15 protein-coding genes and 1 other RNA gene are annotated in these 20,183 nt (G+C 65.4%); 6 read left to right on the top strand and 10 right to left on the bottom strand.

Annotation, left to right across the window (positions count from 1 at the left end):
* Nucleotides 1–246: 246 nt before the first annotated feature.
* Nucleotides 247–2,775 carry an excinuclease ABC subunit UvrA gene (locus ACCQ16_RS05770; protein WP_277572821.1) on the bottom strand — a complete coding sequence of 843 codons (2,529 nt, stop codon included), beginning with the start codon at nt 2,773–2,775 and terminating at the stop codon, nt 247–249.
* A 234-nt stretch (nt 2,776–3,009) separates the two neighbouring features.
* Nucleotides 3,010–3,648 (bottom strand): HD domain-containing protein, encoded by a 639-nt coding sequence (locus ACCQ16_RS05765; RefSeq protein ID WP_011346691.1) that lies wholly within the window; start codon nt 3,646–3,648, stop codon nt 3,010–3,012.
* 148 nt (nt 3,649–3,796) lie between these two features.
* On the opposite strand from ACCQ16_RS05765, the gene ACCQ16_RS05760 reads away from it, so the two are divergent.
* Nucleotides 3,797–4,543 (top strand): EAL domain-containing protein, encoded by a 747-nt coding sequence (locus ACCQ16_RS05760; protein WP_277569202.1) that lies wholly within the window; start codon nt 3,797–3,799, stop codon nt 4,541–4,543.
* A 203-nt stretch (nt 4,544–4,746) separates the two neighbouring features.
* Here the strand turns inward: ACCQ16_RS05760 and ACCQ16_RS05755 are convergent, their stop codons facing one another.
* From ACCQ16_RS05755 to ACCQ16_RS05745, 3 genes are all read right to left on the bottom strand, one after another.
* Nucleotides 4,747–5,052, bottom strand: a complete 306-nt coding sequence (locus ACCQ16_RS05755) for a UBP-type zinc finger domain-containing protein (protein ID WP_008574123.1) — start codon at nt 5,050–5,052, stop codon at nt 4,747–4,749.
* Nucleotides 5,049–6,758, bottom strand: a complete 1,710-nt coding sequence (locus ACCQ16_RS05750) for an FAD-dependent oxidoreductase (RefSeq protein WP_031421519.1) — start codon at nt 6,756–6,758, stop codon at nt 5,049–5,051. Before ACCQ16_RS05750 ends, ACCQ16_RS05755 begins: the two co-directional genes overlap by 4 nt.
* Before the next feature lie 348 nt (nt 6,759–7,106).
* On the bottom strand, nt 7,107–7,736 hold the full coding sequence (locus ACCQ16_RS05745) for an alpha-ketoglutarate-dependent dioxygenase AlkB (RefSeq protein ID WP_008574129.1): 630 nt from the start codon (nt 7,734–7,736) through the stop codon (nt 7,107–7,109).
* A 160-nt stretch (nt 7,737–7,896) separates the two neighbouring features.
* On the opposite strand from ACCQ16_RS05745, the gene ACCQ16_RS05740 reads away from it, so the two are divergent.
* A complete protein-coding gene (locus tag ACCQ16_RS05740; RefSeq protein ID WP_277572820.1) occupies nt 7,897–8,877 on the top strand; it encodes an SDR family oxidoreductase in 981 nt (326 codons plus the stop codon).
* Nucleotides 8,878–9,089: 212 nt separating this feature from the next.
* Here ACCQ16_RS05740 and ACCQ16_RS05735 read toward each other — a convergent pair.
* A non-coding RNA gene (locus ACCQ16_RS05735) (sX9 sRNA) lies at nt 9,090–9,166 on the bottom strand.
* A 127-nt stretch (nt 9,167–9,293) separates the two neighbouring features.
* Here ACCQ16_RS05735 and ACCQ16_RS05730 point away from each other — a divergent pair.
* From ACCQ16_RS05730 to ACCQ16_RS05720, 3 genes are all read left to right on the top strand, one after another.
* Entirely contained in the window at nt 9,294–11,648 is a 2,355-nt protein-coding gene (locus ACCQ16_RS05730; protein WP_277572819.1) for a GH92 family glycosyl hydrolase, read from the top strand.
* Between the two features lie 427 nt (nt 11,649–12,075).
* Nucleotides 12,076–12,978, top strand: a complete 903-nt coding sequence (locus tag ACCQ16_RS05725) for an SDR family oxidoreductase (RefSeq protein ID WP_029818864.1) — start codon at nt 12,076–12,078, stop codon at nt 12,976–12,978.
* Nucleotides 12,975–14,780 (top strand): glycoside hydrolase family 15 protein, encoded by a 1,806-nt coding sequence (locus ACCQ16_RS05720; protein ID WP_209260877.1) that lies wholly within the window; start codon nt 12,975–12,977, stop codon nt 14,778–14,780. Before ACCQ16_RS05725 ends, ACCQ16_RS05720 begins: the two co-directional genes overlap by 4 nt.
* Nucleotides 14,781–14,909: 129 nt before the next feature.
* Here the strand turns inward: ACCQ16_RS05720 and ACCQ16_RS05715 are convergent, their stop codons facing one another.
* The 3 genes from ACCQ16_RS05715 to ACCQ16_RS05705 all read right to left on the bottom strand — a co-directional run bounded on the left by ACCQ16_RS05715 (nt 14,910) and on the right by ACCQ16_RS05705 (nt 18,368).
* The gene (locus ACCQ16_RS05715; protein ID WP_057680995.1) at nt 14,910–16,388 is read right to left on the bottom strand and encodes a glycoside hydrolase family 30 protein; all 1,479 of its coding nucleotides are present in this window, start codon (nt 16,386–16,388) and stop codon (nt 14,910–14,912) included.
* A 322-nt stretch (nt 16,389–16,710) separates the two neighbouring features.
* Nucleotides 16,711–17,580 (bottom strand): NAD(P)H-hydrate dehydratase, encoded by an 870-nt coding sequence (locus tag ACCQ16_RS05710; protein ID WP_277572818.1) that lies wholly within the window; start codon nt 17,578–17,580, stop codon nt 16,711–16,713.
* Nucleotides 17,580–18,368 (bottom strand): histidine phosphatase family protein, encoded by a 789-nt coding sequence (locus ACCQ16_RS05705; protein ID WP_277572817.1) that lies wholly within the window; start codon nt 18,366–18,368, stop codon nt 17,580–17,582. The genes ACCQ16_RS05710 and ACCQ16_RS05705 overlap by 1 nt, the downstream gene beginning before the upstream one ends.
* A 207-nt stretch (nt 18,369–18,575) precedes the next feature.
* Between ACCQ16_RS05705 and ACCQ16_RS05700 the strand changes: the two genes are divergently transcribed.
* Nucleotides 18,576–19,205: a TetR/AcrR family transcriptional regulator gene (locus tag ACCQ16_RS05700; protein WP_277572816.1), complete on the top strand. Its 630-nt coding sequence runs from the start codon at nt 18,576–18,578 to the stop codon at nt 19,203–19,205.
* A gap of 63 nt (nt 19,206–19,268) precedes the next feature.
* On the opposite strand, the gene xopAV is transcribed toward ACCQ16_RS05700, so the two are convergent.
* Entirely contained in the window at nt 19,269–20,045 is a 777-nt protein-coding gene (xopAV, locus tag ACCQ16_RS05695) for a type III secretion system effector XopAV (RefSeq protein ID WP_372380231.1), read from the bottom strand.
* Between the last annotated feature and the right edge of the window lie 138 nt (nt 20,046–20,183).

Raw genomic sequence — 20,183 nt, 5'->3', positions numbered from 1 at the left:
GTCATGCGCAGCGTCTTCTGCCTTATGTGTCGATACCGCTCGTACGCACCTGCACAAGCGGTCGTGATCGACAGGCAGGCATGCGGGTGATCAGCCTGGGCAGGCAGCGGCAAGTTGACCGCGATGCCAGATACATCCCGCAACGCACACAGCTTTCCGGCATCATCCGTTAGCGTCGTCCGTAGGCTCACGGGGGATCGCAGGCACGGCACTTCGTACGATGCGGCGCGGGCTGACCTGTTGGTTCTACTGTCCGCGCAACACCTGCGCCAGAAACGGTGTGGTGCGGCTGCCACGATGGCGCGCCACGACATCCGGCGCTCCGGCCACCACGACCTTGCCGCCCGCACCGCCCGCGCCCGGCCCCATATCCAGCACCCAGTCGCTGCTGGCGGCCACGCGCATATCGTGTTCGACCACGATCACGGTATTGCCTGCATCGACCAGCCCTTGCAACTGGGCCATCAAGGTATCCACGTCGGACGGATGCAGGCCGGTGGTGGGCTCGTCCAGCACGTAGACGGTGTCGCGCCTTTGGGCGCGTTGCAGTTCGGTCGCCAGCTTGATGCGCTGCGCTTCGCCACCGGACAGTTCGGTGGCCGGCTGGCCAAGACGCAGATAGCCCAGCCCCACTTCGCGCAACACCTGCAACGGGCGCAACACGCTGGCATCGTCGGCAAAGAAGATGGCTGCCTGATCCACCGTCATTTCCAGCACCTGCGCGATGTTGCGACCGCGTAGCGCGATCTCCAACGTCTTGGCGTTATAGCGCGCGCCGTGGCAGGTGGGACACGGTGCGTAGACGCTGGGCATAAACAGCAATTCCACATACACCGAGCCTTCGCCCTCGCAGGTGGCACAGCGGCCCTTGGCGACGTTGAAGGAGAACTGCCCCGGGTCGTAGCGGCGCCGGCGCGCGGCGGGCGTGGCCGCAAACAGCTTGCGCACCGGGTCGAACAGGCCGGTGTAGGTAGCCAGATTGGAGCGCGGGGTACGGCCGATGGGTTTTTGATCCACGCGCACCAGGCGGCGCACCTGATCCAGCCCGGCAACAATCGCACCCTCCGACGGCACCTGCGTGCCGCGCTCCAGTGGATCCAGCGCTTCTTCGTCCTCTGCCTGCGCCTGCCCCAGATGGGCGGCCAGCAGTTCCACCAGCGCCTGACTCACCAACGACGATTTGCCCGAGCCGGACACACCGGTCACGGTAGTGAACACACCTAACGGCAGGTCCACATCCAGCGCGCGGACGTTGTTGCGGGTGATGCCGCGCAGCTGCAACCAACCGCTTGCCGCGCGCGCCTGGCGATGCACCTGCGGCGGCGTGCCGAACAGATAGCGCCGTGTGGAAGAGGCCTGCACCTGCTCCAATCCCGCGGGCGGCCCGCTGTAGAGCACTTGCCCGCCCTGTACGCCGGCTGCCGGGCCGACATCCACGATCCAGTCTGCATGGCGGATCACGTCCACTTCGTGTTCGACCACGAAGACCGAATTTCCGGCCGACTTGAGTTGATCCAACGCACCCAGCAGCGCCTGCGCATCGGCGGGATGCAAGCCTGCCGATGGTTCGTCCATCACGTACACCACGCCGAACAACTGCGAGCGGATCTGCGTGGCCAGCCGCAGCCGTTGCAACTCGCCCGGCGACAAGGTGGGCGTGCTGCGCTCCAGGCTGAGGTAGCCCAGACCCAGCGCCTGTACGACGGCGATACGCGCGCGCAGATCCGCGGCGATGCGTCGCGCGGCGATCGCTTGTTCCGGATGTTGGCGCGCATCTTTACGCGTACCTTTGGATGGGGCGGCTTCGGCGGCGGGGCGCAGCAGCTCGGCCACCTCGTCCAGCGGGCGCCGCGACAGCTCCCCGATATCCAGCCCGGCAAAGGTGACCGACAAGGCCTCGCGGCGCAGGCGTTTGCCATCGCACTGTGGGCATTGCGTGCTGAGCAAATACTGCGCCACGCGCTTTTTCATCTGCGCGCTCTGGGTGGTGGCAAAGGTGTGCAGCACATAACGCCGCGCACTGGTAAAGGTGCCCATGTAGCTGGGCTCTTCCTTGCGCTTGAGCGCGCGTTTGACCTCGGCCAGGTCGTAACCGGCGTATACCGGCACCACCGGCTGTTCGTCGGTGAACAAAATCCAGTCGCGGGTCTTCTTCGGCAGCGTGTGCCATGGCACATCCACATCGATGCCCAGCGTGGTGAGGATGTCGCGCTGGTTCTGCCCATGCCATGCGCCCGGCCAGGCGGCGACCGCACGCTCGCGAATGCTCAGGCTGCGGTCCAGCACCATGGTCGCTTCGGTGGCGTCATAGATGCGCCCCAGGCCGTGACAGGTCGGGCATGCCCCCGCAGGCGTGTTCGGCGAAAAACCGTCGGCGTAGATGATCTCCTGCCCCGGCGGGTACTGGCCGGCACGCGAATACAGCATGCGCAATGAGTTGGAGATGGTGGTGACGCTGCCCACCGACGAGCGTGCACTCGGCGCGCCGCGCGCCTGCTGCAAGGCCACTGCCGGTGGCAGGCCATCGATGGAATCCACCTCCGGCACGCCTACCTGGTCGATCAGCCGCCGCGCATACGGCGAGATCGAATCCAGATAGCGCCGCTGCGCCTCGGCAAAGATGGTGCCGAACGCCAACGACGACTTGCCCGAGCCGGAAACGCCGGTGAACACCACCAGCGCATCGCGGGGGATATCCACATCCACGTTCTTGAGATTGTGCTCGCGCGCGCCGCGCACGCGCACCAGGCCAGTGGAAGACGTCGCGTTTGACATGACTACCGAAACCAGAGATCGACAAGACGCCAGCCTAGCGTGCGCGCCATGCAGCCGGTGTCAGCGATGGTGATCGAGCGCAGGCAACACCCAAGGTGCCAGGCGCTGCAGGGCGCATGCGGTGGCTGACGAGGCACGGGACGCATTCATCAGATGGAGGGCGGACAGGGCCCAGCAACACATCTGCGCGTCGTACCTGCCGCTGCCGGACGTACCGCCGTCTCCCAGCGGCGCTCAGCCCAGCGCATGTGCCGGCGTCACCTGCTCACCGGTGTCGGCCAGGGTATGCATGCGCGTCACCACGCCACTGAACAACCGCGCGGTAGCGGCATTGCGTGTACGGAAGACCTCTTCCAGCGCGGCGTAATACCACAGCGTGCCTTCGCGCCCGGCAGTGAACACATCGAAGATGCCCTGACCGACGGCAGGATTTTCCAGGTCCTGCACGATGCTGCGCGCGTTATAGAGCTTGTCGCAGCCGGACACCAGCAGCGCGCGCTCGGGCGTCTTGCGCAGGTGCGCAAGATAGGCCTGCTTGCGCTCGCGCCAATCGCGTTTGCGTGCGCGCTCGCTGTTGTCCACCTCGGCCTTGTCTTCGGCAGTGGCATCGGTGCAAGCCATCACGATATCGGCCACCGCATCGCCGAACTGCGCACGGATCGAGGCCTCGTGCCCGCCACCGCAGTCTTCCACCACATCGTGCAGCAGGCCGGCGATGGCTTGTTCCTCATCGCCGCCGCATTCCAGCACCAGCGTCGAGACACCCAGCAAATGACTCAGGTAGGGCACCTGCGTGCCCTTGCGCACCTGCCCGGCGTGAGCGATGCGCGCGTAGTCCACGGCCAGGGCGTAGCGTTCGGTGAGAGCGGTCATGGGGCATCCGATGCGAGCGATGCGCCTAGTATCGCCGAGCCCGACTGCCGACAGGTGAGGACGCTGCCATGAGCGATTCAGGCTCAATCCCACGCGATTGCGGCCGATAGGTCTAGGCTGCACCTACGCCGTTCGATGACCTGACGCCATGACCACGCTTCCTGTCTGCAATGCCTGCCGCGACGGCCAGGACTTCCCCACCGCGATCACCATGGCCTTCCAGCCCATCGTGGACGTGTCCACCCGCAGCATCTACGCAGGCGAGGCCCTGGTGCGCGGCATCAACGGCGAGTCGGCCGGCAGCATCCTGGCCGCAGTGGATGAGCGCAATCGCTACGCATTCGACCAGGCCTGCCGCATCAAGGCCATCGAATGCGCTGCGCAGATTGGCTTGCCGGCGCTGCTGTCGATCAACTTCATGCCCAACGCGGTCTATAACCCCGAGCATTGCCTGCGCGCCACGCTGTCGGCCACTGCGCAATACGGTTGGCCGCTCAACGCCATCATCTTCGAGGTCAGCGAACAGGAACATCTCACCGATCCGGCGCATCTGCTCGGCATCCTGCGCACCTATCAGGCGCGCGGCATGAAAACCGCCATCGACGACTTCGGCGCCGGCTACGCCGGGCTCGGCCTGCTGGCCGAGTTCCAGCCGGACCTGCTCAAGCTGGACATCGCCCTGGTCCGCGGGATCGACACCGACCGCAGCCGCCAGGCCATCGTGCGCCACGTGACGCGCATGTGCGAAGAACTCGGCATCGCCGTCATTGCCGAAGGCATCGAACAACCCGATCAATACCGCGCCCTGCGCGACCTGGGCATCCACCTGCAGCAAGGCTATCTGTTCGCCAGACCGCAAATCGGCGAGCTGCCGAAGGTGCATTGGCCGCAGTAAGCTCACGCTTGTGCGTATGAACTAAGCAACTCAGCGCACCTAGCAGCAGGCGCCACTCGCCGTAACAGACCCACAACATCCGAACACAGCGGCAATGAAACGTGCGGAAGCCGCTCTTACGATTCCCTAATCCCGACTCCCGATTCCCGATTCCCGGCCGCCTCGCAAGCCAGCAGCGACCGCCGAACACCACGCGGCGCCGCTCACACATACCGCGGAATCGGCCCCAGCTGCGGCGTCTGATCCGGCAGCTCCACTTCCACTTCGTCCACGTAGCACCAGCCCCAGCCTTCGGGCGGGTCGTAGCCTTCGATGATGGGGTGGCCGGTGGCGTGGTGATGCGCGGTGGCGTGGCGGTGGGGCGAATCGTCGCAACACCCGACATGGCCGCAGCTGCGGCACAGGCGCAGATGCACCCAGACGCCGTCGATGGCCAGGCACTCCTCGCAGCCACGCGCACTGGGCGTGACTGCATGGATTTGATCAGTATGGCGGCAGTGCTGGCTCATGCGCTGGTCGACTCCTGGGTGGCGCTGGCAAGTTCGGAGACCGGCACCGGGTTGGCCTGATGGGCGAGGTACTGATGGATCTGCGCGACCACGGCGGCGCCCTCGCCCACTGCGGCCGCCACGCGCTTGACCGAACCCGCACGCACGTCGCCGATGGCGAACACGCCAGGGCGATTGGTTTCCAGCGGCAGGCACGCCGGTACGCCGTCGCCACGCGCGGTGCCGGTCATGACAAAGCCGCGTTTGTCGGTGTCCACGCAGTCCTGCAGCCAACCGGTGTTGGGATCTGCCCCGACGAACAGGAACAGGTGCCGCAACGCCACGCGCGCGGTTGCACCGTCCTTGCGGGTGCGCAACACCGCGGCCTGCAGGCCGCGCTCGGGGTCGCCTTCCAGCGCGGCCACTTCGGTGCCGGTGTGCAGCTGCACGTTCGGCAACGCGGCGATGCGCTCGATGAGGTATTGCGACATCGAGCTCTCCAGCCCATCGCCCCGAATGATCAGGTGCAGTTCCTTGACCCGCGGCGCCAGGAACGCCACCGCCTGCCCTGCAGAATTGCCGCCGCCCACCAGCGCCACCACGCCGCCTTCGCACAGGCGCGCCTCCACCGGCGAGGCCCAGTACGAGACACCGTGGCCTTCGAAGCGATCCAGGCCCTCGATCTCCGGGCGCCGGTAACGCGCGCCGGAGGCGATTACCACCGTGCTGGCCAGCAACTGCTTGCCATCGGCAAGATCCAGCTTCAGCGCGCCATCGTCGCGGCCGCATTCCAACGTGGCCGCTTCGATCGGAATCGCCAGTTCCGCGCCGAATTTCAGCGCCTGGTTGTAGGCGCGCCCGGCCAGCGCCTGCCCGGAAATGCCGGTGGGAAAGCCAAGATAATTTTCGATACGCGCCGAGGCACCCGCCTGCCCGCCGATGGCGCGCTGGTCCAGCACCAGCACCGACAAGCCTTCGGATGCGGCATACACCGCCGTCGCCAGGCCGGCAGGGCCGGCGCCGACAATCGCCACGTCGTAGCGTTTGTCCGGGTCGATGTCCGGCGTCATGCCCAGGCAATGCGCAGCTTCGGCATCGCTGGGCTGGCGCAGCACGCGCCCGCTCGGGCACACCATCACCGGTAGGTCGTGCTCCTGGATACCCAGGCGCTCCACCAACGCGCGGCCTTCGTCGTCGGAGACGTCCATCACCGTGTTGGGGTAGCCGTTGCGGGTCAAAAAGCCCTGCAAACGGGTCAGATGCGGATCGTCAGGCTCGCCGATCAGCACCGAACCCGACGCATCGCCCTCGATCAGCCCAACGCGGCGCAGGATCAAGGCACGCATCACCACTTCGCCCACTTCGGCCGAACTGATCATCAGCGCGCGCAGATGCGCAGTATCGAATGGCAGCGCCAGGCAGCCGTCCGGCCCGGCACGTCCAGCCGCCAGCGACGCGCGACCGGCCAGCTGACTCACCTCGCCGGTGAACTGGCCGGGCGTGTGCCGGGTGATCGGCTTTTCGTTGCCCAGTCCGTCGCGGCGCACCACTTCGATGGCGCCCTCCAGCACCACCCACACCGGCGCATGGGCATCGCCGACCTCAAACACGGGGTCGCCCGCGTCGAACCGTTGCGCCGGCCCGCTGGCAAAGCGCCGGGTGATCGACAACTGGCCTGCGTCCAGTTCGGGAAACATCTGATGGTGGCGGGTCTGGTCCAAAGACATGGAGGGGCGACGCGGCTAGGGGATCACATGCAAGCATGGGCAGTGGTGATGGCAATGGCAATCACCCGAAATGGTCACTGATGCCACGACAGCGCGCAGACGCCAGGCACGCGTAGGCGAGCGAGCGCTGCTGCCGGTCAGGCGCACGCAGCTGCTGTAAAGACCGCATACGCCCAGCATGCGGGACATCCAGCACGAAAATAACCTAGCGAGCAGTCCTCAGGCCGGGGGCGAACCGCACATGGCAAACGCAATGCGGTGCATCCGGCACGAAGCAACGGCCGTGTGTCCCTGGCAGCAGTACAGGCGGTTTGCAAGCTGCCAATCAATCGAGCCCAAGCCTGTGCCTTACGATCGCACAGGCTCCCAGTGTGGCCCATGTTGCCCGGCCGCCATGCGCTGGGCCGGGCGCACGCGAAACACCACACTGATGCGCTCGCCCACCGCGCGCGCGGTCTTGGCAATGCCGTGCGCGTGCGTGTGTTGCGAGGCGTGGCTCATCGCCAGCAGGCTCCCCGGCGCCAGCTCCAGCGCAACCGCCCGCGTGCTGCCGTCCCTGGCGCGCAGTTGCATCCGGCGCGGTGCACCCAGCGACAGCAGCGCGATCGGGTGCGGTGCCACCAGCGTGTGCAATGCGTCGTGATGCATTGCCACGCTGTCGCGCCCATCGCGGTACAGATTCAAACCTACCGCGTTGTATGGCGCCGGGAGCACCGCCTGCACCGCATCGAGCAAGCGCTGCAGCGGCAATCCCGCAGGCCATGCATCATCCAACCGATACGAGGCCAGCAAGCGCGGTACGTCCACGACCCGTTCGTACATTTCGCGGCGCTGGCTGCGCCAATCGGCGCCATCGCGCAATGCGTCGAACGCCTCCTGCGCAAGTGCGGGCGGCAACAGCTGCGGCCAGTAGCGCACGCCGCCTTGCTGGTCGTGCAGCACCTGCAGCGGTGCGATGGGAGCGTTGAACAGATCCATCGGCGCGATATGCGGGCGCCTGCCGCCGATTTCAGCGCCACGCTGTCATCACGCGTGGCGCCAGCCCGACCAGTTCAGCTTCACGCTACGGTACGCAAAGCGCCGCACCGTGTTCACGCACGACGATCAAGCATGCCTGCTCGTTTCGTGGAGACATCGCATGCATCGCACCCCTCCTGCCCACGTGGTGATTTCCGGCGCGTCCAGCGGCATCGGCCAAGCCACTGCAGAAGCATTCGCCGAACAAGGCGCCCGCCTGGTGTTGGCTGCACGCGGCGAAGAAGCCCTCAATGCGGTTGCCGAACGCTGCCGTGCGCGCGGTGCCGAAGTCTTGGTGGTGCCCACCGACGTCAAACAGGCCGAACAGGTCAAGGCACTGGCCACCAGCGCGCAGAGTTTTCTAGGCCGCATCGACCTGTGGTTCGGCAATGTCGGGGTGGGCACGGTCGGCAAATTCCACGAGGTACCGATGGAAGCAAGCGCGGCCGTCATCCACGCCAATCTGCTCGGTCGCATGCACGACGCCCATGCCGCCATCCCCATCTTCGTCGAACAAGGCCACGGCATCTTCGTCAACATGATCTCTTCGGGCGGCTTTGCATCCACGCCGTTTGCAGCGGCGTACGGCGCCAGCAAATTCGGCCAGCGCGGCTTTTCCGAAGCGTTACGCGCCGAGTTGAGCGACTACCCGCATATCTACGTGTGCGATGTGTACCCGTACTTCGTCGACACGCCAGGCCTGACCCATGGCGCCAATTACGTGGGCCGCCGCATCAGCGGGCCGCCGTTGATGCTGGACACCCGCACCGTCGCGGCAGCTGTCGTGCGCCTGCTGGACCGGCCACGCAACACGGTGGTGTTGGGCACCGCCGTCCATGCGATGCGCCTAGGTCATGCGCTGGCACCGCAGACCCTGGCGCGCGCCATGTACCGTATTTTCAAGCGGTATTTTGCGCAGGCACCACAGGTGGCGCGATCCAGCGGCAATGTGTTCGCAGCGCCCGGCATTGCCGGCGGCATCGACGGTGGCTACCGGCGGCGCCCCACGTTGCGGGCACGCTCTGCGCGCGACAAGATGTTGATCGGTGCGGCCGCTGCAGCAGTCACGGGTTTGGCAGTGCTGGCTTTACGACGCAAGTGAGTCGCTGAAGTCTGCAATGCCGTGCCGACAATTGCGCGTTTGCCGGCGATTTCCAGACGCTGCGGCAACGCGGGAAAGTAGACCAGCCTCAATGCGACACCACCGCAGCAAGCGCGTGCGCCGCCGTGCATGCCGATCGGCACACATCGTGACGCCGTGAGTGATCAGCGAACCCAACCATGGCCGCGAGGGCCATCGCACCCTCCAAGAGTGGCTAACAAAACGTAGCGCGCAGCCGTCGGGTGGGCGCGGAAGGCGCGCTCATCACCGCAGTGTCCGCGTGGTATATGCCGATTCCGGGCACCGGCCGCGCCCGCCTGGCGGCTACGCAATGGCTTTTGTTAGCGGCTCCAGGGTGTAGCGCGCCCACGCAGCTGTGCTACGGTCCGGCGCTGCATCCGCCTGGAGCAATCTGCATGTCGCCTCGCTTGATCGCCCCGCGTCGGGCCCGTTGGCTGGCAGTGCTTGCCGCTGTCGTCGCAGTTTTCGGCAACGCTGCGCCGCGCACGCCTGCAACTGCCTTCGACGCGGTAGACCCGTTCATCGGCACCGGCGGCGAAGGCCATACCTATCCTGGCGCCACGGTGCCATTCGGTATGGTGCAGCTGAGCCCGGATACGCAAATCAAGCCGCGCAAGGACGCCTACGGCTGGGCGGCCGGCTACCGGCACAGCGACACCACCATCGTCGGGTTCTCGCACACGCATTTTTCCGGTTCCGGGCATTCGGATCTGGGCGACATCCTGCTGATGCCGCAAGCTGGCGCCATCAAGTTGGAACGCGGCGATGCCAGCAAGCCGGGCAGCGGCTATACCGCGCAGTTCGACCACACCAGCGAACAGGCGCAGCCCGGCTATTACGCAGTGACCCTGAAGGACCGCAACATCCGCGCCGAACTCACTGCCAGCGCGCGTGTGGGCGTGCACCGCTACCAGTTTCCGAAAGGCACGCCGGCGCATGTGCTGGTCGACCTGCGCACCAGCCTGTACGACTACCCCGGCAAGGTGCAGTGGTCGCGGCTGCGGGTGCGCAGCGATGGCACGGTGACCGGCTTTCGCGAAACGCGCGGTTGGGCGCCCGGCCGGCAGCTGTATTTCGCCATGCGCTTCTCGCGCCCGCTCACTGCCACGCAACTCCACGACACTGAACAGGACATCCCCTACAAGGGGTTCCCACCGCCGGGCGAAAAGAATCCTGCACAGCGCGCGCAGATTGAAGGCCGGCAACTGGTCGGCGTATTCGATGTCACCAACGACGGCACGCCGCTGGTGGTGAAGGTGGCGCTCTCGCCAGTCAGCGAGGCCGGTGCCATCGCCAACCTCGATGCCGAAATGCCCGGCTTCGATTTCGATCGCGTACGCGCCGATGCACGCGCGCAATGGACGCAGGCGCTGTCGGCGATCGATGCACAAGGCACCACGCAACAGCGCACCCAGCTCTACACCGCGCTGTATCACACCCTGCTGGGGCCAACGCTGTTCATGGACAGCGACGGCCGCTACCGCGGGCCAGACAATGCGGTGCATCAAGCAACTGGCTGGACCAACTATTCCACCTTCTCGCTGTGGGACACCTACCGCGCCCTGCATCCGCTGCTCACCCTGGTGCAGCCGGCACAACGCAGCAGCGACGTGGTCAATTCGCTGCTCGCCTCGCGTCGCCAAAGCGCCTACGGCATCCTGCCGGTATGGGCATTCCACGGCCTGGAAACCTGGTGCATGATCGGCTACCACGCCGTCCCGGTGATTGCCGACGCGTACATGAAAGGCATCGGCGGCTTCGACGCAGAGGAAGCCTTGCAGGCCATGGTCGCCAGCGCCAACTACGGCCCGTACGATGGCATTGCGCAATACCGTGAGCTGGGCTACGTGCCCATCGACGAAGAAGGCGAAGCCGCATCCAAGACGCTGGAATACGCCTTCGACGACTGGACCATCGCGCGCATGGCCGACAAGCTCGGCAAGCCCGCCATCGCCGCAGAATTCAGCCAGCGCGCCGGCAACTGGAAGCATGCCTTTGACCCGGCCACCGGCTACATGCGCGCGCGCACCCGCGCCGGCACCTTCCGCGAGCCGTTCGACCCGTCTGCCAGTGGCTACGGCAGCGACTACACCGAAGGCAACGCGTGGCAATACTCCTGGTACGTGCCGCAGGACGTGGCCGGGCTGGCTGCCGCGCATGGCGGCGACGACGAATTGCTTGCCCGGCTGGATGCGGTGTTCGATGCGAAGGTGGACCCGAAGATCTTCGAGCACATGGAAGACATCACCGGCCTGATCGGCTGGTACGCGCACGGCAACGAACCCAGCCATCACGTTGCCTATCTGTATGCGTACGCAGGCCAACCGTGGCGCACGCAGGCGCGCCTGACCCAGATCATGCGCAGCCAGTATCACGCAGGGCCCGAGGGCCTGGCCGGCAACGACGACCTCGGCCAGATGTCGGCCTGGTACGTGTTCACCACGCTGGGCTTCTATCCGGTGGCGCCCGGCAGCAACCAGTACATCATCGGCCGCCCCTTCCTGCCGCGCGCTACGCTCAACCTGCCCAATGGCAAACGTTTCGCGATCATCGCCGAGGGCTTGAGCGATGCACGCAGCTACGTCGGCAGCGTCACGCTCAACGGCACACCGTTGACCCACGCTTACGTGACACACGAACAAATCCAGGCTGGCGGTGAATTGCGTTTCCGCATGCAGGCGAAACCGAATCAGCAGTGGGCCACCGACCCAGCGCAGCGGCCGTATTCGATGTCGGCGCAGCTGCAATGATCCAACGCAATTGCAAGGTAGCGGCCGGATGATCCTGTAGCGATGCAACCGCAGCAGATGCGGTGTCTGCGCGGCCACGAGCTGATGTTCGCTAGGTCGGTAGCGGCATTCGCAGTGGCACTCGGTTTCTGACTCGGTAACAGATCCGCATGCGCAAGCCGCACGCAGCGCGTTCCACCACCGCTGCCATGTCGCCAGCAGTGCCAGCGCCGTCGATTCCTGCATGACGCACGCGCTTGTCTGCCGCCGGTTTCTGAATGCGACGTTTTCAATGCCGAGGTGATCGCACGGCGTGCACCGCCGTCACGCATTCACATGATGCACAAGTTTCGTTCACTGATACGCATCGCCTCGCTTTCCACACTCCCCGTCATCGGTACGCACGACGACTGCGTGCCTGCCCTTCCCCCAATGCAGGAGAGTGTGCATGTCCGGCACCAAGAATCAGTACGAAATGCAGAACCCGTTGACCCAGTTCCCGCAGCCGCAATTTCCGCACCAAACCCAGCAGGCACCGGGCACCATCCACGAACTGCAGCCCAAGGCAGACCATGGCGAGCACAGCTACAAGGGCTTCGGTCGTCTGCAGGGCCGCAAGGCCCTGATCACCGGCGCAGACTCCGGCATCGGGCGCGCCACCGCCATTGCCTTTGCACGCGAAGGTGCGGATATCGTGCTCAATTACCTGCCTGAAGAAGAACAGGACGCAGCCGAAGTGGTGCAGCTGATCCAGGCAGAAGGGCGCAAAGCCATCAGCGTTCCGGGTGACCTCAAGAACGAGGCGTTTTGCACCGAACTGGTGGACCGTGCAGTGAAAGAGCTCGGCGGGCTGGATGTCCTGGTCAATATCGCGGGCAAACAGACCGCCGTGAAAGACATCGCAGACATCACGACCGAGCAGTTCGACGCCACCTACAAGACCAACGTCTATGCGATGTTCTGGCTATGCAAGGCCGCCATCCCGCATTTGCCGCCGGGCGCATCCATCATCAACACCGGCTCGATCCAGTCGTACCAGCCCTCGCCGACGCTGCTCGACTACGCCTCCACCAAGGCGGCCATCGTCAACTTCACCAAGGGCCTGGCGCAGCAAGTTGCCGAGAAGGGGATCCGCGTCAACGCAGTCGCGCCCGGACCGGTGTGGACGCCGCTGCAGCCCAGCGGTGGTCAGCCGCCGGAAAAGATTCCCGATTTCGGCTCGGAGACGCCGCTCAAGCGCGCCGGCCAGCCGGTAGAAATGGCGCCGCTGTATGTGATTCTGGCATCGCAGGAATCGAGCTACGTCACCGGCGAAGTGTTCGGTGCCACCGGCGGCCTGCTGTTGTCTTGAGCCGTCCCGGCGCCGAGTTTCAGCGTGATGCCACCGGCACCTTGCCAATCGCCGCTTATGCGGCGATTGGCGACGGGCGCTCGGTGGCGTTATGCGGTGCCGATGGCAGCATCGATTGGTGGTGCGTGCCGAAGATGGACTCGCCGCCGTTGTTCGATCGCCTGTTGGATGCAGGCGAAGGCGGCTATTTTGCCCTCACGCCGCAACAGCTGCAGCAGGTACAGCGCCGATACCGCGATGGCAGCAATATTCTCGAAACGACCTTCAGCACCGCAACCGGCAGCGCACGTCTGACCGAGTCGCTCAACAGCGGCGAAGCCGGCCGGCTGCCGTGGTCGGAACTTGCGCGACGCATCGAAGGTCTCGAAGGCCGCGTTGTCTTCGACCTGATCTACCGCCCCGGTACACGTGCCGGAGAAGCCACTCCCTGGCAAAGCGAGACGCCGAACGGCCGTGTGCATCACGTCGGCCCGCTCATGACCATGCTGCGCTACGACACGGAGGCAGCGCAGATGGTGCACTGCGACGACCGCGGCGTGCACGCCACGCTGGCGATCCGCGCAGGCGACACACAGGTCGTTGCGTTGCTGGCCGCCGAAGAAGATGCGCTACCGGTGCCCGCGCTGGAAGACATCGGTGGGCGCATCGAGCGCAGCGACCAGGAGTGGCGCGAGTGGAGCGGCAACCTGTCTTACGCCAATAGTTACCACGATGCGGTCGTGCGCTCTGCGCTGGCGCTCAAGTTCCTGTGGTTTTCACCTACCGGCGCCATCGCCGCTGCGGTCACCACGTCATTGCCGGAGCAAATTGGCGCAAATGGCAATTGGGATTATCGCTATGCCTGGGTCCGCGATGCCGCCTACACCACCAAGGCCTTCCTGCGCGTGGGCGCATTGGCCGATGCCAAGGCCGCGTTTAGCTGGTTGATGCGCACCATCCGCCAGCATCGGCCTGGCGTGCGCCCCTGCTACACCCTGGATGGCGCGTTGGTGCCGGACGAACGCGAGATCGACATTCCCGGTTATTGCAATACGCGCCCGGTGCGCGTTGGCAACACCGCCAACAACCAGCTGCAGCTGTGCCTGTACGGCGATATCTTCGAAATGGCCGCGCGCTTTCTTGATGCCGGGCACATCCTGGACCAGGAAACCGCACGCCAGTTGTTCGAGCTCGGCAACGAATGCGCCAACACCTGGATGCGCAAGGACGCCGGCTTCTGGGAACTGGAAACCGCCGAGCATTACACCATGTCCAAAGTGGAATGCTGGCTGGCGCTACGCCGCGCCAGCGAGCTGGCCAAGGCCGGCCATCTCTCCACCGCGATGCTGCCACGCTGGGAACGCGAACAGGCGCGGATTCTCGAGTGGATCGACATGCACTGCTGGTCCGACGCCAAGCAGGCTTACACCTTCTACGCGGGCACCGACGACCTGGACGCAAGCCTGCTGTTGGCCTCGCGCTTTGGGCTGGGCGGGCCGCGCCGCCAGCGCATGATCGCCACCCGCGATGCCATTGCCTCAGAACTTGGCAGCGACGCATTGCTGCACCGCTACAGCGGCATGCAACAACGCGAAGGCGCATTTATTGCCTGCTCGTTCTGGCTGGTGGAAGCCTATGGCCTGCTCGGCGAGCGTGCTGAAGCCAGGCGCTTGTTCGAACAGTTGCTGGAACAGCTGGGCAACGATGTCGCGCTGATGCCGCAGATGCTGGACACGAGCACGGGCGCCGCGCTGGGCAACGTCCCGCAAGGCTTGAGCCACCTTGCGCTGATCCACGCGGCGCTGGCCGTGGATGGCGAATAAGCGCAGCGCAGCATCTGTCGCCTTCACCAGGCTGTTATCGCCGCAAACTCCTTCTCCCATCGGCAGAAGGAGCACGCTCGGTGGATGCAGCTGCGCCAGAACGCAGCTCAACCAAGTGCGTCGATTCGTTTACTGCGCCAGTACCACGGTCTGGATCGCATGCGCCGGAATCTCCAACGTGCTGGATGCCTCGCCCACATACAGGTTGTAAGCAATCGCAGCGTCGCTGGCATTCATGACCACCATGGCCAGGCTGCCATCGGTGTTGAGAAACGCGGTGGTTGCCAGATTGCTACGGCTGCTGGCTGCGCTGACCCGTCGTGCACCCGGCCGGATGAATTTGGAAAAGTGGCCGATATACCAATAGCTCGGCGTGTAGATCACCTCGCCCGTGCGCGTATCGGCATGCACCGGCGCAAAGCAATAGTTGCCCACGTGGTTCGGCCCACCGTGTTGGTCGAGCAGAATGTTCCAGTCCGTCCAGCCCACTGCGCCATGATTGAGGTCGTTGATGATGGCCGTGCCGTAGCGCTCGCCATTGGGCCAGTACTGCAACTTGGCCGGGTCGAACTTTTCCACCGCCGCTTCGGTCAACAGCAAGTGCTTGTCAGGGTACGCCTGCGCCACTGCCGCCACGTTCTCCACCATCGGCTCGAATCCGGCCCAGGTTTCATACCAATGAAAGCCCATGCCCCACGCATATTTTGCCGCCTCCGGGTCGTCGAAGATCACATGCGCGCGGTGCACCATCATGTCGCGGTTGTGGTCCCACACGATGATCTTGCGATCGCCGTAGCCGGCGCTGGCCATGGTGGGCCCGAGATGATGCTTCAAAAAGTCGCGTTCTTCCTCGGCCGAAAACAGCATCGACTCCCAGGTCTGCACCGCCATCGGCTCGTTCTGCAGGCTGACGCCCCAGATCGGGATGCCCGCTTTTTCGTATGCCGCGATAAAGCGCGTGTAGTAGCTTGCCCAGGCCTGCGCGTACTCGGGCAATAGCTTGCCGCCCTTGAGCATGGTCTTGCTGTCTTTCATGAAGGCCGGCGCGCTCCATGGGCTGGCAAACGTGGTGAGCTTGCCGCCGGCCGCCGCAATCGCCTGGCGCAACATCGGGATGCGGTATTTGGCATCGTGCTTGACCGAAAAGCTCTTCAGCGTCGCATCGCCCTCCTTGATGTAGGTGTAGCTGCCGCTACTGAAATCCGAGCTATGGATGGTGGTGCGCGCCAGCGTGTAGCCGATGCCCTGTTGCGGATCGTAGTAGGCCGTGAGCAACGCACGTTGCGTACGCTTGGGCAGCTTGGCAAAGGTCTCTGCGCTGGAATCGGTGATCGCGCCACCGATACCCAGCACCTGCTGAAACTGCCGCTGCGGATTGACGAAGATGGAGTTTTCTTTTTCGGTCAATGCATGGCCGGCGACAGGAGCGGCCGCCGTGCTGGCGCGCATCTGTTGCGTGGCGCCTTGAGAGCTGGTGTAGATACGCAACGCGCCATCGTTGTTCGTCGCTGGTGGGCTGGCATCCGATGCTGCCAGAGCTGCCGCGTGTGCCATGGCCGCCGTTGCGGCGCTCGCGCTGCTCGCCGTGCCCAGCCCCATCCCCAGCATTCCCACCACCGACCACGTCATCGCTCGCTTCACCGCGCACCCTCCCAGGTAGATCGCGCAAGCCTAACCGACCAACGCGCCGCAACATCGCCTTCCAAACGAGCGCAAGCGCGAATCGAGCTTCCCTTTGCTCTCTGGGACATCGTCCCCCTTGATGGGGGAGAAGGTGGCGCGCAGGGCCGGATGAGGGGACGTGCACCCGTGGCGATGCCTGCAGTTTGTGATGCATCACAACCTGCAGGAAATACAAGACTTCAATCTGCACCAATCCCAGCAACAGCACCCTCACCCCAACCCCTCTTCCGCAGGGAAAGGGGCGTGATCACCTACGCGACAAACGATCCAGGATGCCTGGCACTTCCGGCGGGATCTCGCGCGCCAAGAAGCCCACCGTGCCGATGCGCTTTGCCAGTTGCTTGCCCGCCGCCGCATGCACGAACACGCCCCATAGCGCAGCGGTCAATGCATCGCTGCCCCGTGCAGCGAACCCTGCGATCAATCCGGCCAAGGTATCGCCAGAGCCCGACGTGCCAAGCCCAGGCACGCCACCGCGATGCACCCACAACGCACCGTCCGGCCCGGCGATGAAGCTGTCCGCGCCCTTGACGATCACCACGCTGCGCATCTTCTGCGCGAAGGCCAGCGCGTACTCGCCCGGCGCTGCTTCCACCGCAGCCTTGTCGTCGCCAGCGAGGGTCGCCATCTCCCCCGCATGCGGCGTCAGCACGAAGGGCCGCCCAGGCGGCGCACGCAAGCTGCGCGACAACGCACCGGCGTCCAACACCAAGGGACAGACCGCCTTTGCAGCGGCCAGCCTGACCAGCGCCGTTGTCGTTGTGGTGGACGCCATGCCCGGCCCGATCACGGCGGCGTCGCAGGCTGCCAGCGCCGCATCCAACGCACGGTGCCCGCGCGTGATCTCGCCCTGCCCGTTCTGCCCCAGCCCCAGCACCAACGCCTCGGGCACCGCCAGGGCCATGGCCGGCGCCACGCTGGCAGCGGTGGCGATCTGCAATTTGCCGGCGCCCGCGCGCAATGCAGCTTCTCCGGCCAGCAATGCCGCACCGGGCACGCGCATCGAGCCACCCACCACCAACACGCGCCCCCGCTGCTCCTTGTCGCCGCCGGGCGATGGCAGCGGCATCGCACGCAATGCAGCAGCGCTCAGCGTGCGAAGGCGTACGGCAGCCATCAGCGCGCTCCGGCCGGGCGGTCGGATTCGGTGGTCACCGGCTCATCGGCCAGCTCTGGCGGTACGAACTTGGTGCGCACCAACTGCAGCGATTGGCCATCGGCCGCGGCCGCATATTCGGTGACGCCACAATTGGGCACATCGCCTTCGCGGTCGATGGCCAGGATGGTGGCCTCGTCCATCCGCTCGATCAGGTAACGGAAGCAATTGACGATCACCTGGTGCCCCACGATCAGCACGCGCGCCCCCACATGATTGCGCTGCAGGTCGCCCACGATGCTGCGCAACCGAAAGATCACATCGCACCAGCTCTCGCCACCAGGCGGGCGAAAATAGAACTTGCCCACCAGCTTGCGCTGCTCGGCCAGCTCCGGAAACGTCGCCAGGATGCCGGACGTGGTGTAGCGGTCGAGCACGCCGAATTCCTTCTCGCGCAGCCGCTCGTCCACGCTGACCGCATCGGCCGGCCGGCCGAGCGCACGCGCAACCGCGGCGGCGGTCTGCCGCGCACGCACATAGGTCGAACTCAGGATCAAGGTCGGCCGCTCGTGTTCGGGGAGCCCGACCATCCACGCGCCCAAGGCTTCGGCCTGGCGCTCGCCCAGCGCCGAGAGCGGCACGTCCGCATCGCGGTGCTCCAGGTCGATCAACGTCGCGCCATTGGACTCGGCCACATCGCGCGCCACGTTGCCTGCGCTTTGCCCATGCCGCACCACCCACAGGCGCGCCGGCCACTGCGCCGACACCCCTGCAACCGCACTGTGCTCACTCACACCCGTCTCCTGCATCACGTCGGCACCACGTGTCGCACAGCCGCCGTGAACGGGTGGTCGACCATGCGTGCGGCCATGCGCCGCCGCGCCACCGGTGTCATGCATGAGCCCGCACACGGTGCATGCCGCAGGGAACATGCGCCATGGCACGGACCAGCGCCGCTCCAACGGATGCATAACCCTGGCTCGGTATACTGCAGGCCCCCGCCACGCCGCTCGCCCATGTCCAACGTCCTTCAGCTGCGCACCGCAAAACAGCGCGAAGAGCTCCTGCTAGACGACGTACTGGATGCCGCCGAACGCTGCATCGACGAGATCGGCCTTTCGGCCACCAGCTTCGAACTCATCGCCGAACGCACCCGTCTGTCATGCGGCAGCCTGCTGCAGCGCTTCGAAGACAAGGACGCGCTGGTGCGCGCATTGCTCGAACGCAACTACATGCGCGCCATCCGCCAGATGTGGCTGGTGGAACGCCCGGCCAACGTGCACGTGGTGGATTTCATCGCCGGCCTGCTCGAAGACTGGCTGCTGCAGGAAATCAACATCAAGCGCACCCGCATCGACCTGGAACTGCACCTGGCCACCCTGCGCGACCCGGTGCTGGCCGCCTTCATGCGCCGGCAGAGCGCATCGCTGATCGAACACCTCAGCGCCCTGCTCAAGCGCCTGCTGCGCGGCCACGCCGACCCGGCCAGCAGCGAACACGAATTCCAGGCCCGCGTCTTCGCCGTCGCTGCCATGTGCGGCGGCCTGCACAGCGTGATGACCAGCGGCATGGAACTCAACCGCATGCATCTGCAGCTGATCCTGCGGGAGAGTTTGTCGGGCATCCTCAAGTCGGCGCCGGTGTAATCCTCGAGCAGCACCGGCTCGCCGATTGCGGGCCGCATGCTCCCGCCATTTGCCAGCGCTCACTCAGTCTGCCGACGACGTCGACGCTTCATCCGCTGCACGGGCTCTGGCTGCCTGCAAAAGCTGGGTGACCAACCTGTGCGCATCGTCGCCAACACCGCTGGCCGCTTGCCACAATTCCGGCGGCAAGCGAGAACGCTCCACCGTCATGAGGTGCATCAGATCCCTGGCCAAGGCCAGCCGCTCGCCTTCGTCCATGCCAGGCCCAGGAGGATCGGCGTCCAATCTGGTCACCATGTCGACCGCCTGATCCAGGCAGGCCTCGGTGGCTCCCAACTCGCTCGCGCGCTGCGCCTTGGTCGGCACTTCGTACCACCGGCTTTGCGCCTCCACGTAGCGCGCGGCCAACACGTCGGCCAGCCCCATTCCCAGGAATGCGGCCAGCGCTCCCACTGCCTGGTAGCCACTGACTACAGCAAGATTCTTGTAATACAGGTCATCGTTGAAATAGCCGTAGGCCGCCGCTGCAGGCGCCTGGATTGCCGCAAAACCGCCCCATACTGCGGCCCCGACGGCGCCCAAATGGGCCATCGTTCGCCCTAGATTGACGAGGGGGACGCCACGCGGCGTGCCAGGCGCCCTCAGCCGCGCCTCGCGCACGGGGCGCCGCGGCAGGCTCTGGGCCAACTGCGTATTGGCATGCGGGTCGTTGGCCGGTGCAGGCGGGCCGGCATCTGCCACGGTCGCACCCTCTTGCTGCTCGCGCCTGGCGCCTCGGCGCGTGACGGACGTCAATGCTAAAGGCCGCATCGTCACTTCTCCGCTATCGATGCGCGCCATTGTTCCCCAGCGTGATCGGGCATGACGCATCCGGCCGAAAAACCATTGCCGAACACGAAACAAGCGGCACGGAGCTTGCCAAAGTGCGCAGGCGGTGCACGCACGCGCCACGTATCGCTGCAGGCAAACCAGCAGGGT

The sequence above is a fragment of the Xanthomonas sp. NCPPB 1062 genome (genome assembly GCF_041481705.2).
Lineage (GTDB): Bacteria > Pseudomonadota > Gammaproteobacteria > Xanthomonadales > Xanthomonadaceae > Xanthomonas > Xanthomonas euvesicatoria.
Note: the sequence above shows the minus strand (reverse complement) of the source record. Positions and strands in the feature narration are given on the sequence as shown.

What these genes read in the sequence shown, in the direction of transcription:
- ACCQ16_RS05755 (WP_008574123.1), bottom strand. Translation starts at nt 5,052, where the DNA reads ATGAGCCAGCACTGCCGCCATACTGATCAAATCCATGCAGTCACGCCC.
- ACCQ16_RS05740 (WP_277572820.1), top strand. Translation starts at nt 7,897, where the DNA reads ATGCATCGCACCCCTCCTGCCCACGTGGTGATTTCCGGCGCGTCCAGC.
- ACCQ16_RS05750 (WP_031421519.1), bottom strand. Translation starts at nt 6,758, where the DNA reads ATGTCTTTGGACCAGACCCGCCACCATCAGATGTTTCCCGAACTGGAC.
- ACCQ16_RS05715 (WP_057680995.1), bottom strand. Translation starts at nt 16,388, where the DNA reads ATGCTGGGGATGGGGCTGGGCACGGCGAGCAGCGCGAGCGCCGCAACG.
- ACCQ16_RS05710 (WP_277572818.1), bottom strand. Translation starts at nt 17,580, where the DNA reads ATGGCTGCCGTACGCCTTCGCACGCTGAGCGCTGCTGCATTGCGTGCG.
- ACCQ16_RS05700 (WP_277572816.1), top strand. Translation starts at nt 18,576, where the DNA reads ATGTCCAACGTCCTTCAGCTGCGCACCGCAAAACAGCGCGAAGAGCTC.
- ACCQ16_RS05765 (WP_011346691.1), bottom strand. Translation starts at nt 3,648, where the DNA reads ATGACCGCTCTCACCGAACGCTACGCCCTGGCCGTGGACTACGCGCGC.
- ACCQ16_RS05770 (WP_277572821.1), bottom strand. Translation starts at nt 2,775, where the DNA reads ATGTCAAACGCGACGTCTTCCACTGGCCTGGTGCGCGTGCGCGGCGCG.
- ACCQ16_RS05725 (WP_029818864.1), top strand. Translation starts at nt 12,076, where the DNA reads ATGTCCGGCACCAAGAATCAGTACGAAATGCAGAACCCGTTGACCCAG.
- xopAV (WP_372380231.1), bottom strand. Translation starts at nt 20,045, where the DNA reads ATGGCGCGCATCGATAGCGGAGAAGTGACGATGCGGCCTTTAGCATTG.
- ACCQ16_RS05760 (WP_277569202.1), top strand. Translation starts at nt 3,797, where the DNA reads ATGACCACGCTTCCTGTCTGCAATGCCTGCCGCGACGGCCAGGACTTC.
- ACCQ16_RS05705 (WP_277572817.1), bottom strand. Translation starts at nt 18,368, where the DNA reads ATGCAGGAGACGGGTGTGAGTGAGCACAGTGCGGTTGCAGGGGTGTCG.
- ACCQ16_RS05745 (WP_008574129.1), bottom strand. Translation starts at nt 7,736, where the DNA reads ATGGATCTGTTCAACGCTCCCATCGCACCGCTGCAGGTGCTGCACGAC.
- ACCQ16_RS05730 (WP_277572819.1), top strand. Translation starts at nt 9,294, where the DNA reads ATGTCGCCTCGCTTGATCGCCCCGCGTCGGGCCCGTTGGCTGGCAGTG.